Origin of the sequence: Sulfuracidifex tepidarius (assembly GCF_008326425.1) — an archaeon.
Classification (GTDB): Archaea; Thermoproteota; Thermoprotei_A; order Sulfolobales; family Sulfolobaceae; genus Sulfuracidifex; species Sulfuracidifex tepidarius.
In genome coordinates this window covers 1,865,894-1,880,110 of sequence record NZ_AP018929.1, presented here as the reverse complement: position 1 = coordinate 1,880,110, position 14,217 = coordinate 1,865,894, and the positions used below count along the sequence as shown (strand labels likewise).

Below are 14,217 nucleotides of genomic sequence, written 5' to 3'. Positions count from 1 at the left end.
AATGGCGAAGCTCTATCCTAAATCGACCTTGGGAATTGCGTTACTATATACTGCAGGTGGTTTAGTATGGTTAGCAGCAATGGGAATTGCTGCAATGTGGTTCAGAACGATTCTCCTGAGTCCTCACGTTAACGTAAAGGCAGGCTATGCTATAGCACCCCTCTACTACTTCCTGGTGACCTTCCACGGGCAAGCAGCGATGATGATGATAGTAGAGGACATAGCCCTTTCCGTTTTCGCATATTCATTGTATAAGAGCGGAATGGGAACGATCCACAACAAAATACTAGCAGCTGCATTCTGGCTGATCAACGTACCTATGATAATAGAGTTCATAGGAGGACCTAGCACCGGCTGGTATATGTACCCTCCCCTGTCGTTGCAATTAGGGAGTTGGATTTATTTCGGGACTTTCGCGCCCTCATTAGCTGATAAGTTGATAGGTCTGGCATATTTCATGATGTTCCTGAATGCGATAGGGGTCATTATAGCTTCAATAACGATGTTCCTCGATGCTTACAAGACTAGACCTAGAGAAGGGAAGATCCCAGTTTTCGCTGCCTACGGAATGGCTTTCGGAGGAGCCCTGTTATTTGTGACTGAATTTGCATTAGCTGCAGCAGAGCTATGGTATGTACTTTACTTCTGGGCTTCGGTGCCCGTGAACCCACTGACCTGGGTTGTACTCTTCTGGTTCTGGGGACATCCGGTTGTCTATTACGCTCCCTTCACAGTGTTTGGAGGACTGTATTACCTCATTCCTAAGTTCGCCGGAAGGCCCCTTTACAGCGAGAAATGGGCAAGGTATAACATCATACTACTCTTCACCTTCAGCATGCTAGCATGGGTGCACCACTTGCAGACGTGGCCTCTACCAGTCGTACTGAGGGCATTCATAACGCCCACTACCTTGATCTTGGCTGCAGGGTCAGGTCTTACAGTGCTGAACTTGGGGTTAACCATAGCTACAGGGAAAGGGTACCAATGGAAGAACCCCGTTGGGTTATCGGCTCTCGTAGCACTAATAGGGTTTATCCTGGCTGGACTTCAGGCACTGATACTACCTCTAAACCCATTGAACGTTATAGTGCACAACACATACTACGTCGTCGGGCACTTCCACCTAATGATCTGGACTATAATAGTAGTAGGATACGTAGCAGTACTCCTCGACATGTTGACCAGCAAGATGAACGGAGCTACGCTCACAAGCCTCAGCAGCGGTATGGTAAGCGGAGGGATAATTATGTGGACTATAGGAGCGTTCCTATTAGGATACACAATGAGCTATGCCGGGTACGAGGGTTTAATCAGAAGATGGGTAGCTTACCCGATAAAGTTCGTTCCATACATGGACGCGATGACTTTCTTCGCAATAATCATGGGAGCAAGCTTCGTAATGTACGGACTGCCAGTGCTATTCACGTTGTTAGGAGTTAAGACGTCTCTGTTCTGGCAGACATCTGGGCTTTCTGGAGTCTCTAACGTGAGTATGCCAGGAGGGTCATCTCCTTCACCCACTATGGCTTCAACAGAAGAAAATACAATGGAAAATACAATGAACGAGATAAACTCTAGTCCAGCAGAAGCCTCAAAGAAAGACAGACCCACGTTAAACTAAAGCCATTATTTTATACCTAGTATAACAAGATAAATTTACGCTACTCATTTTTTCTTTCTTTTTCTTTTTTCCAAAAAGACTCCTCTTGATGATATATCTTCATTAGCGGGCTCGAGTTAATGTTTATAGTAAGAAAACTTTTTAAATATTTTTAACTTAAAAGTGAATATGCTGGAGTATAACGGAAGAAAGTTTTCAGTGAAGAACTTAGCCCTTCCCTCTGCGTTCGTAATAGCCTTCGTGAACCCTTTCGTGGAAAGACTTCAGTTCTACAATCCCGTAGCTTACATGTTAGACCATTATGCTCTGTACGCAGCTGGTGCGATAATAGGGTACCTCTTCTTCAAGGGCTCTCCAATTTCCTTTCTGATCGGAATAATCCCCGCAGTTTTCTGGCATATCCCCCTTTTCTTCGCTTTAGGTGCATCGTTCATACAGTACAGAGTCCTTTGCGAGTTAACCCTCTTCCTAGGCGGGATCCTAGCCGGTTCATATATCAACTCCATGTCTTTAGGAATTAAGGTAACTTCACTTGGCCTTTACATGTTAGGGGACTCATTACTCAGCATTTTCTTTATCCTAGGATACCCCCAGTACTCAAACGTAGACTACAGCTACCTCTCCTGGGGACCTTCATCTCTTCCGATCGTTGGTATAACCATGTTTGTAGTCATGAATATAGTACTTATATATACCATAATCAAAATAATGCAGAACGCAATGATTTTTTAGTACTTTCTTACTTTTTTTAAAAAATTAAAAATAATCAGGTTTTTTAAATATATTTAACATATATAGTAAGCTTTTTAAAAGAGTAAAGCATGTTAAATAACTTGAGGAAAGTATGTCATCTAGTTCAAGTTCTACCACAAGTTCCTCAACTACTTCGTCCGTGAAGAACACCAGTATTCCTCTGCCACCACCTGACGCCGAGATATATCACGCTACTTGTAGGTTCTGCAACGTCGGATGCGGTTACGATATATTCGTGTTCCCCATCTACAAGAGCGGAGGGCCTGCTAAAGGGCAGAACGCTGTAGTGTACAACATGAATGACCAAGTATTTAATAGAAATCTAGTGAACTACCAAGCTGATTACACTTCACCTGTCATACCGCTCGGCGCCAATTATGGGACCCCGTGGATTGGAGAGTCCATGGTAACAACAACACTAAAGTACAATACGAACACTGGTAACTGGGAACCAGTCTACATTCTAGAGGTCCCCAGCTCCGAATGTCCAGTAAACGAGGGGAATTACTCCACACGTGGAGGCAAGAACGCACTGAGAAACTGGAGCCCGTTCAACGACAACGCTCCCGGCTTCAAGGTCTTCTCTACCAGGATACAGACCCCCCTCATAAGGTGGAACGGAAGCCTACAGCCAGTAGGATGGAGCTACGCTATAGACGTAGCGGCCAGAGTTGCAAAGTACTATATGGACAATGAGACCACAACCTACCCAAGTCCAGTGGGACCTGCTGCTACACAAGTCATGGCAATAAGGGCTGATCATGGAGGAGGACAAGGAGGAGGAGTTTTCAGTAACCTGATGCCAGGCCTTTTCCTACACATGGGGTTAGCTACGCCTTTCGTGAGGTTCCACTACGAAGTCGCATTCTCCTTCACTCAGGACGCTCTGGAGGAGGCCACTAACGGCAACGGAACTGACACAGCCAGCATGCTAGATATAAGCATAGCGGATGTCTTAGTTTTATGGGGAATTAACGAGTATTCTACGTCTACTGTTAACTTGATACAACACATCTTCGATAACATAGATGGATCAACCATCAGTAGAAAGCAGACTTGGTTTGACCCAGGAGAGCCAGCCGCTGCAGGGAACATCATCATAGTTGAAGCCAGACCTTCGGAGACAGTCCACGCTGTAGCTGCTAAACTAGGAGTCAGTATACAGGACGCGATGAACGGAAACAGCGACCAGTTCCTGTTCGTTCAGGTCAACCCGGGAACAGACAGCGAGCTGGCGAACGCTGTAGCTGCATACATCTACTACACATATCCCGACGTGGTGAACCACTTCGTCCAGCTTTACCAGTCTGCAAGCTCCAACGGTTTCGCTTTCAACCAGGACACATACAACTACTACATCCAGTACCTACAGTCTAAATCACTGAGCGATTGGTTATCTGAGGCTTCCTCCATCACTGGAGTACCACAGAACGTAATTCAGAAAATGGGAGACATGCTAGCCAAGCCCAAGAGCGCCAACGGCTCCACTTTCTACAACAGAGTCCTCATGGAGTTCGAGAAGGGAATAATATGGTCCGCTAACTACACTCCAATATATGCTGTAGCTAACCTCGGTATAATCACTGGTGCACTCTCAGGTAGACCGGGATGCGGTGTATCCACAGGTTTCGGACACCAGAGGGGAGCTGCGTTCCCCATACCTCCACCTCCGCCATGGCAGAGCAATTTGAGTGAAGGGAGACAGTTCTTCATTCAGATGCACACTTACGTACCGCAGCAGTTGAAAGCCTCAGGCCAGACAGTATCAGGCACTACCATAGCGGAGTACATCAAGAACTTCTACAACCAGTATACTTCATCACTAGTCCCTCAGATATACCAGTACAACCCCATAATAGACTACCTGATATACAGCGGATACGGGAAGATGCTGTGGATGTTCACCGCTAACCCATACAAACAGACAATGAGCGGAGAGAAGTTGAGCCAAGTTTTGGACAATAGGTCCCGCTTACTGCAGGAATGCGTTGAGAACACCTCCTCCTTGGGAATCCCGTCCTCATCCTCTAATGCAGGTACCTCACCCAACTACGACACTTCCGCTGTAGGCGCCACAATCCCTCAATTCCCCACCTCAGACCAGTACGCTAGTACAGTGACATCATGTCTCGGAAGCACTTCAGGAGCTTTGTTCGTGGTTGGAAACGACATATTCCTGGAACAAAACGACCTACTAAAACACGCAGCCCACCTGATACTGCCGTCAGCGTCTAACCACGGTGAAACATATGAGATAAGGTGGAACGGCCACGACAGGAGGCTGAGGCTTGACGACATATACCATTCACCGCTTGGGATGTCGATGCCAGACGTATGGATCTACGCCATGATAGCACTTGACATTTACCAAATGTATGTCTCTGAAGGGAACCAGAACTCTCCTCAAGCACAGAGGTTATACAACGCCTTCAACCCTATATGGACAAGCTTAAGCAAACACATGACTTCTAACTCGGCTCCCCTTTCCCTGTCATCCCTCTCCAGCTACTCAGAAGACTACTACGACTACGACTGGTTCAGTATATACAACGACCTTTGGAACTACTACGTCGCTAATGGACCTACAAACTTCAAGAGCTGGCCGTACGGATACGTGGTTCCACACTGGACTCCTTATTGGTCTTCAATAGATCTCAACGACTTAAAGATGGCAAGGACAGTGGGCGTTCAGCTTCCGATACTCGGAAAGACTACTAACAGCAATGGCAGCGTCACTCTCTGGGGTCTGGTGAACTACGCGGAACCTCTAATAGCTGGCAAACTTAGAGCTGAGGCCGTCACAATAGACCCGTCCAAGAGCGTAACTGTTGGAAACACCCAGATACCTCTGATCACCCGTGAAGTGAAATACCTAGACAGCAGCGACCTTCAATCCATGTTCGGGTATACCTTATCAGACTTAGCTCCATACGTGATTAACGGCTTCAACGTCTTCCCGACTCCTTACGTGGGTGTGTTCGGATACGCAGCGTCTTTGCAAAGCAAGTACAACTACTGGGCAAACAACGGGAGGTGGAACATAATCTTCCAGTCAGGATGGGTGGACTATCAAATCCCCGACATCTTGAGGAGAGTCCCACAGCCTATCATCATGATGAACGCTCAAGACGCTTCGAAAGAGGGTCTAGAAAACGGAGATATAATACAAGCTTACAACGACTTTGGGTCTGTGGACGGAGTAGTGTGGATTTCTAACACAGTCCCTCAAGGACAGCTATTCATTGCAATGGCTTATGAGATCAAACCAGGTGCGAACCAGACTACCACAGTCACTGTAGACCCCGTAACTGCTAACCAGATGGTCAAGTGGTCTTGGGTAAACATACAGAAGATTGGTACTCTTCCACCAGAACAGAAGCAGACTATTCCATTCGCTCCGGTACAATTCCAAATACCCAGCTCAGGAGGATCCAGCTAAGATCCTTATTTTTAAAGAGAGGCTTTTCCCCATTTTTCATATCTACATTTCTTATTTCCCACCGTATTTTCATATTATCCTCGATTTTAGAACCTATTTTTAGATAGAATCGATCCATTAGATCCCATAAAAAGAAGTCCTTATATGTTCATTTCCTTTTTGAAATACGAAATCTTCTCTATAGTACTAGCTTAGTCTAGGAAACTAAATTTCCTAGAATATAACGTATATTTAGAAGATCTTAAAAGGCTTAATCGTTTTAACCTGACTTACTTACGCCAGTTAATTTCTCTATGTCGAAAGTATATAACAACTTATCACTCAGAATGTATTTATGATTTTTAATTAATTTGATATTCAAGTTATCGTATTTAATTTAATTAATCTTGTCTTATCCAATTGTTAGAGGTTAGCAAACTATTATAGTCACATAAGGCTTAATCATTCTTATGAAAGTCCTGAATCGGGATCAAATGAAGATTTCAAACTTCATAGCCCCAGTAGTTCTGATAGGATTAGCAGTTAACCCCTTCACAGAGACGGTTGAGTTCCACCAGGAGTTCGTGTTCATGCTGAGCCACTATGCGCTCTTCATAGGTGGGTTCCTCCTGGCGTATAAGATCCTGAAACTTCCCTCTTATGCGATCCTGGGTGGCGCATTTCTAGCCGTCTTCTGGCATGTGCCTTACTTCTTCGCCCTTGCTGGCGCCTTCCCTGTTTTCAGGGCGTTGAACGACACTACCCTCATTATCGGAGGGATTCTCGCCGGAGGGTCGCTCCATGCCTTAAACAACGGAATCAGGCTCTCCTTGTTGATAGCTTGGATGGGTGCAGACAGCGTGTTGGCAATCATACTGTTAGCTGGGTGGCCACCCTATTCCAACCTCGTATATCCCTTCTCTCCCTTCAGTGAACCCCAAGAGTTCCTGACAGGGCTATCCATGTTCTTCATCATGTTCGTAATCTTTCTGGTAGCTATAGCTAACTTCCTAAGGACTACATTCAAGATGATGTGAATGAGGGAGAAACGTTAGCTGAATGAAGGGTGAGGAAATTAATTATATTCTTAATTAAAAATTAAAATTCTATAAAATCAGACCATAGTTAGACAGCTTTTTTCTTTATCTTCACAAACTAGACAAAATTTTTGAAACGAGTAATACCTTCATTTTCTGAAAATATGTTTAAAACTAAATCCCAAGTAATTTTCATCACGTCTGAACTCTGTTCCTCTTCAGTTATATTAAACAGACAATTTGGGAAAAGACACTTTATACATGAAAATAGAAGTGATGAAAGTGTGATATTATGAACACAATAGCAATTAGATGGGTTTTGGCAATACTCTCATCTCTATGGGCAGGAATTCACCTAGTCCTTACCCACGCAGTACTCCCGAACCCCACAGCCACTATGATATATGAAACTTTCTTCGGTTTCACGGCTTCACTCGCGATCTTAGCTTCAGCTCTACTGATCCTGGGAATGAGATACACGTATCCACTGATCACTGCGTTTTATGTGATAGACTTCGCACTGCTTGCCGAGTCTAGGTTGTTTCCAGCACCTTTCGTGGGTAAGGTACTACCATTCAACGGTTACGTAGATGCGTCCCTGATACTCGACGTAATCCTCGCGGCGTCAACTCTAGTAATCTGGTTCCTAGAAAAGGACGTACAAATAAGCAAGGAAAATGTAAAAGAAATGAAGCAAAAGTAATCTGTTTTAAGACCTTGAACTATTTTTTATTTTCTATTCTTTTCAGGAAATCTTCTTGAGAGAAATAGCATTCAGCTCCAGATGACTATTCGTGAAAAGCTTTTATTCAACTTTTTATCTTTTATCTATGGACAAAGTTATCAATGACCTAAGTTTATCAAGAAATAAAGATATATCTTATGGTAACGCTTTTATCCAACAGGATAATACACCCATAGTATGTTTGATAAACTCGGAAAGTTTGAGGCTTCCAAATGGTACGTAGTTATTGCGGTTTGGATTGTTGTAGTAATCCTAGCTGCACCTTTCACCTCCCTTTTCTTTAACTCAGTTTCAAACCAGATCACAATCTCAATTCCTGGTAGCACTGCCCAGCAAGCGCAAGAGATAACCTCCAAGTACTTTCACATAGGAGGAGCGTCTTCCGCCTCAGCCCTCCTCTTCATTCAGGGCAACACGAGCGCCTATTCTACGTTCTTTGCTAATTTCACTAAATACGGGAACGCTAGTATATCAGATTTCTTCACCATAGAAAAGGGGATACTGAATTCCTCCTTCTACAAGGGAATTAACGGGACCAGGAGTTTAGAGTTCGCCCTTCAGAACATATCTAACAGTGAAGTCAAGATAGAGGGAAAACTGAATTCAGCGTACACTAACCTAACGAACGGGTTGGAGAGTCTAGAAAAACTAAACGAATCCATCCCTGTGATAGAGGGCAAATTCGTCAACCTCTCCTCGGTGATCTATAACACCTCTGACAAAGTCGAACAGATCCATCAGGAGGGAGAGAAGCTGAACACCAGTTTCACTTACCTGAAGGGAAATGAGACTTTAATCAATTCTACAGCTACAAAACTGAATCTGTTAGAGTTCGGGACTGTGGCCGAGTTCCTTGAAGTGTGGGGGAAGGCATTTAACCAGACACACGACTTGACCGTAAGCAACGGCATAGCCTTCAAGGAAATTTACTATAAACTGAACGGTACTGCGTCGGTCTACTTTAGGAACTTCGACCTCCTGTGGAACTCAAGCTACAAGGGAGGGAACCCAGAGTACGTCGCGAGCGGGCTGATCCCCAAAGCTACTAACGAGACTTTCTACGGGACGAAGGAATACGGACTTTCGTATTCCCTGGCCACTGAGTTCTCTCTGCAGAATTTCCAGAACTCCACTTTAATACAGCAGTTCACCGCGAATTACGTTAATCAGACATTCCATGTTCCTTTGGAGATAGCGCAAGCTCTCTTATTCGAGAGTCCTTTGAACGTGACAATTCACGTAATTCAGGAGAAGAGCGGGCTACCTTCATCTGTCGTGGAAGAGGCTTTAACTGATGATAACTTCACCGGAATCGCAACGCAGATAATTGAAGAGAAAGCCAACTCTTCTGCAATCCCCTTCATCAACGAGGTCTATAAGGACTTGAATTCCTCTCCTAGTCAATTCGCAGTGAACTACTTGTCTAAAGTTGCTAACGTTTCCCCTTCACTAATCGAAAGAGTAATGACAAGCAACTCCACTCAGCTGATCCAATACCTTGCGTCACAAGCGTCGAACAAGAACGGTATACCCTCCTGGGTTTACGTATCGCTCATAGAGAACGACAACGTTCAAAACCTGACCTCCTATCTCGTGTCGACCCATCTCACTAAGCTGTCTGGAATTCTGGAGAAGTCTAACATTACACCTAAGGGACTTGCAGAGGAGTTAGCTCAAGGTGTAAATGCAGAGGAGCTGGCTTCCCAATTAGTCGCTAACTCTTTCTTGAACTCGTCTCCCACCATTTCGGTCAACACCACGATTTTACAGGATTATCTATTCCAGGGAGTGAAAGATAACATCTCACCTGAGAAGTTGGCGTTGATGTCTATCTCCTCAGGTAAGTTCCCGGTCCAACCGATAGAGAGACTGAGAGACCAGCTCTACAATGGATCTTACCTCTTAGTGATAATAGGAGGTAACGTCACTTACAAGGAAACACAGCAGATACAGCAGTACGTTGAGTCCCACATGCCGTCTTTCACCGGCAAGGTCTACCTCACGGGAGGGAAGCCCGTGTCCCACGTAATAGGAGGTATTGGATCCTCAGCATTCGCGATAGCTATACCTGTCGGAATAGCGCTCGCCATCATATTGACCGGGGTATATTTCAGGAGTATAGTAGCGGCCTTCGTTCCACTGACGGTTTACATGGCTGCATATGTGGCTGCGTCAGACCTCATCTACGCAGTGGTCATCAAGATACTGGGGATCACTGTGGACTTCCTAACCCCGAGCCAAGTCCTGCTCCTGGCCTTGGGGCTCGGGACTGACTACGTAGTCTTCATGGCTAGCAGGTATATCGAGGAGAGAGAGAAAGGGTTGGACAAGAAGGAGTCTGTGATAGAGATGGTGAAATGGGGAGGGAAAGCTGTGACCATAACTGCCTTTGTAGTAGCGCTGTCCTTCCTCTTCATCTACGTGTATAACGTTCCTTTCTTCTCTGACACTGCGATAGCTGAAATGTTGGCTGTGCTGGTCATATGGGTCGCCTCGATCACTCTCTTCCCTTCTGTCTTAGCTGCGGTGGGAGACAAATTGTTCTTCCCTAGGAAGATTGTGGAGAAGAAAGAGAAAGAAGTAAAGGGTAAATACTCCAAGGCTGGAGTCAAGGCTGGAATAGTGATAGGGTTAGTAGCTATCTCTGCAGTGTTAGCAATCGGCACTCCGTTGACCTTCAACATACTGGGTCTCTTACCACCATCCCAAGCAACTGAAGGGATAAACTTGCTGAGCCAGACCCTCACCACCTCTAACGTGTTCCCCATATGCGTAGTTGTGCCCGGGAACTTCAGTTATCAGAGTGCATATCAGATCTATCATAACTTGTCCTCAATACCCGGGGTCACTGCAGTCCAGAGCCCGGTATCGCCTGAGGGATATCTGGTTAACCAGAGCAATTTGAAAGACTATAACTACACTCAATACATATCCCACGGTTACATGCTCTTCGTAGTTAACCAGAAATACCCTCCGTTCTCTAACCAGGCTTTCCAGGTTGTACACGACGTGATAGAGAAGATAGGAAAGAGCGGTTACGTCGGTGGAGGACCTGTTGACTCTTACAACATACTCAACTTCGTGAAGTCGGACTTCTTCACGATAGTAGCTCTCATATCGATCACGATGTACATCATTTTAGTTGTGATAACTCGGTCGTTCGCAATCGCCGGGATAATACTATTCACAATACTCTCCGCAGTTGCACTAACGCTAGGAGTGGAGAGGATAGTCTTCATGACATCAGGGGTCTTCGCTGTAATACCGCTGATCTTGGTTGCAATCATAATAGGAATAGGAATGGACTATAACATCTTCTTAGCAGCCAGGATACATGAGGAGCTTGAGAAAGGGGAGGGGATGGAAGAAGCTGTGCAAACTGCAGTGAAGAGGATAGGGACTACCATAGCTTTCCTAGGCCTCATATTCGCAGGCACTCTGGGCTCCCTGATGCTAGTCCATGCTGCCATACTTCAGGAGATAGGTTTCGCTTTGGCTGTAGCAGCAATCCTAGAGACTACCCTCCTATGGAGGTACTTAGCTCCTTCCTTAATGATACTGGTTTACAAGAAGCTGAAGAGCAGGCCAAGGATGATCGTGTAAACATGAAAGTTTTTCTAAAAAGATCCTAGAACTTGAAGTTCTACATAACCGTCAGTCTCTTTTTCTTATTCCTGTGCTTCAATATCTAAAAAAGAACTAGACATGTCCCTTGAAAGTAATGGAATGTTTCCCTCTTCTCATATCTAATTTCTTCTCAATGAAATTAACAACGACAATAATAGAATTTTTTATCAAAAAGTTGTTCATATTATTCGGAACCATTATAACATAACTTATATGCCCCTTGTAAGACTTTTAAGTGAACTCACCCCGCCCTTACGGACGGGGCTTCCTGATTCACGGCTCCACCTTGCCAGTACCGATACCGGTAGAGGGCGGAACTCCACATCTAAGGGTCGCACCGATCCCGATCTACGCAAGATGTTCAGGGAGGCGTTGTAATCACGGTCAGTCACCCAACCGCATCGTGGACAGGAAAAGATCCTATCGGAGGGTTAGGTCTTCCCTCACGTAACCGCATTTGGCGCAGGTTTTGGAAGTGTAGGGTGGGTCCACAAGGAGGAGTGCCTTACCGTGCTTCTCCATCTGGTACTTCAAGGTGTTCTTCAACTCGCGGAAGGCGACGTCGTGGAGCCTGAGCCTCAACTTCCTGGGGGACTTGTCCACGAGCTCCTTGACTTGTATGTCCTCCATCACGACGTCGTAGTTCCTCGCGAAGTGTTTGCCCAGCCTCATGTAGATGTGTCTTTCCTCAGGTTCCTGAGGTGTTCGTATGCCTCGGCTAACTTGACCTTCGCCTTGAACCAGTTCTTGGATAGGAAAACCTTCCTGGACAGGATTCGGTGTAGGTGCCTCACCTTCCACAACGCCTTCTCGTAAGGCTTCATGTTGGGGAAGTACTCCCCATCGGACGTCATGATGAGGGTCTTGATGCCCACGTCCAGTGCCATGACCTTGTTAACCTTAGGTAGCTTGGGGAACTCGTAATCGACCGCGAAGGAGATGTAGACCCTCTCGGAGGGGTCAACTTCACGATTACCCTCTTTACCTTATCGAGGGGGAGTCCCTGTGCACGAGGACCTTGAAGACTCCCAGGTGGGAGAGGCTCAACTTCATCAACTCCTTGGGGTGGTTCTCGCTTCTTTACTATTCTTCCTGATTATCTTCACGCTCAGCACCTTCCACCCGCTCTGATAGACCAGGGAGTACCATCTGTGGGGCTTCTCCTTGGGGAAACGCGCTAATCCATTGAAGAACCTCTCCCTAGCCTCGTAGAAACGATCCGCAACGTTCTGAGCATGAGAGTGCATTTGTTGATACTCCCCGTCCTGCTTCCTCAGGTCCAAGGCGAGTTGCCTCAACTGGGTTTGGTTCAGACCTTTCCCATCTCTTTGATAGAAATAGGAGTCTGCCCAACGCAGGGTGTTTTACACCTCACACGCCACCCTCAACTGGGCCTTTAACGCCCTCAACGTTTGCGAATTTGTGTAAGCTCGAAACCTGAATCCTACGTCAGGCATTAGGAGGTTTTTGAAGGGCCGATATTTAAATATGAGGGGGCTATCCATCCCCTCCCTGACGGAAGGGGTCTTCCGCCCCCTTTGAACCCCCTATGAAGATAAACTAGACATAGCTTATAATGAGGAGATATCAGGCTATAGTCTCATCTAGACATAGCCTTCCTCATAAGCGAAGTAATGTTCTCCAGCTGAGTTGGATGTGGTTGACTGAATCTTCCCATCTCGTATGTAGTCATCCTCAGGCCTATAGCGAGAGACAATTCCCCTATGAGGAGGTCTGCGTCCTTTCCGACAACTTGTGCCCCGAGGATCCTCTGGCTTCCTTTTTCCACAACCACGTCTATCCATCCTTCAGCATCGCCTTCTATTTGTGCCCTTGCGTCCTTGCTCAGATCGAACCTCCTGACCTCAACTTCATAACCCGCCTTCACCGCGTCCTCTTTCCACATCCCAGACCACGCCACTTGCGGGTCACTGTACACTGCAAAAGGAACAGCGTGGTAGTCCATCTCTACTACTTCCCTGCCTCCCTCAATTATGTTCTGCGATGCCACCCATCCCTCTAGTACAGCCACGTGGAACAACATGAACTTACCGTTAATGTCTCCTGGAGCGAATATGTTATCTACCTTGGACCTCATCCCGTGGGTTACCTCTATTTCTCCTCTCTTACCCAAGGGTAAGTTTATCCCCTTCACATTAGGTCTTCTCCCGGTCGCCACCAAAACTTCCTCGTACTTCCTCTCTCCCTTCTCTGTGATGACGTACTTCACCCCGTCAGCCTTCTTAACCTGCTTCGCCCTTTCCTTCACTATCTCAACTCCGTTCTCCTTCAGTCTCTTCTCCAATAAGTCTTGAACCTCCACAGATACGTTGAGCAGATGAGAGGCGTAAAGTGTTACCTTGGATCCGAGCTTCGAGAAGATAGATGACATCTCCAGTCCAATGTAACCTCCACCAACTATAGCCAAGCTTTCCGGTAAGCTCCTCACCTTAGTTTTTGGCATCAACAAATCATGCGTGGTGATTCCGTCTTGGAACCCATCAGGCACTAAAGGTTCCGCTCCTGTAGCCACGACCACGTATTTAGTGCTGAATACCCTATCTTTCACTTTAACGTGGTTTTGATCAAGGAGAGTTCCTGCCTCTCCCATGAACGTGACGTTTTCGTGTTCTTTGACTTCTTGAGAGTGCTGGACGAACCTCTGTTCTTGAACGCTGTCTTTCCAGTCTACCAGTTTCTCAAATGAGACCTTTGTCTGAACGAAAGGTAACTTCTCCTCTCTCCTCGCGAGAGATGCTCCCAGCCAGTACGTTTTAGATGGTATGCAACCCTCATATAGGCAGTTTCCACCCAGAACGAATTTTGGGTCTAACATCAGCACTTTCATCCCTGCTCTAGAGGTTTCAAATGCCGCAGTATAACCCGCACCGCCTGCTCCTAGGACTATCACATCATAGTCTGTCATAGTAAAACAGTGTAGTGATACAATAAAAATATTACTTTCAATTAATCATCTTGAAGTAAGACATGGATTAAATAGAGGTGCTCGTGATCA

Annotated in this window: 7 protein-coding genes and 1 pseudogene; 6 read left to right on the top strand and 2 right to left on the bottom strand. The window is 45.9% G+C overall.

The window, feature by feature from the left end:
- Position 1 precedes the first annotated feature (1 nt).
- The 6 genes from soxB to IC007_RS09745 all read left to right on the top strand — a co-directional run bounded on the left by soxB (position 2) and on the right by IC007_RS09745 (position 11,177).
- On the top strand, positions 2-1,621 hold the full coding sequence (soxB, locus tag IC007_RS09770) for a proton pump complex quinol oxidase subunit SoxB (RefSeq protein ID WP_149528684.1): 1,620 nt from the start codon (positions 2-4) through the stop codon (positions 1,619-1,621).
- A 168-nt stretch (positions 1,622-1,789) separates the two neighbouring features.
- Positions 1,790-2,353 (top strand): DUF1404 domain-containing protein, encoded by a 564-nt coding sequence (locus IC007_RS09765; RefSeq protein WP_054846764.1) that lies wholly within the window; start codon positions 1,790-1,792, stop codon positions 2,351-2,353.
- A gap of 112 nt (positions 2,354-2,465) precedes the next feature.
- Positions 2,466-5,813, top strand: coding sequence for a molybdopterin dinucleotide binding domain-containing protein (locus IC007_RS09760; RefSeq protein WP_149528683.1), 3,348 nt, complete (start codon positions 2,466-2,468; stop codon positions 5,811-5,813).
- Positions 5,814-6,262: 449 nt separating this feature from the next.
- Entirely contained in the window at positions 6,263-6,829 is a 567-nt protein-coding gene (locus IC007_RS09755) for a DUF1404 domain-containing protein (RefSeq protein ID WP_232048889.1), read from the top strand.
- Positions 6,830-7,121: 292 nt separating this feature from the next.
- Positions 7,122-7,532 carry a hypothetical protein gene (locus tag IC007_RS09750; RefSeq protein WP_054846765.1) on the top strand — a complete coding sequence of 137 codons (411 nt, stop codon included), beginning with the start codon at positions 7,122-7,124 and terminating at the stop codon, positions 7,530-7,532.
- A 219-nt stretch (positions 7,533-7,751) separates the two neighbouring features.
- Positions 7,752-11,177: an MMPL family transporter gene (locus tag IC007_RS09745; protein ID WP_149528682.1), complete on the top strand. Its 3,426-nt coding sequence runs from the start codon at positions 7,752-7,754 to the stop codon at positions 11,175-11,177.
- Positions 11,178-11,410: 233 nt separating this feature from the next.
- Here IC007_RS09745 and IC007_RS09740 read toward each other — a convergent pair.
- Together IC007_RS09740 and IC007_RS09735 are read right to left on the bottom strand one after the other, a co-directional pair.
- Positions 11,411-12,658: pseudogene (locus IC007_RS09740) on the bottom strand (RNA-guided endonuclease InsQ/TnpB family protein).
- 143 nt (positions 12,659-12,801) lie between these two features.
- A complete protein-coding gene (locus IC007_RS09735) occupies positions 12,802-14,127 on the bottom strand; it encodes a dihydrolipoyl dehydrogenase (RefSeq protein WP_149528681.1) in 1,326 nt (441 codons plus the stop codon).
- Positions 14,128-14,217 lie beyond the last annotated feature (90 nt).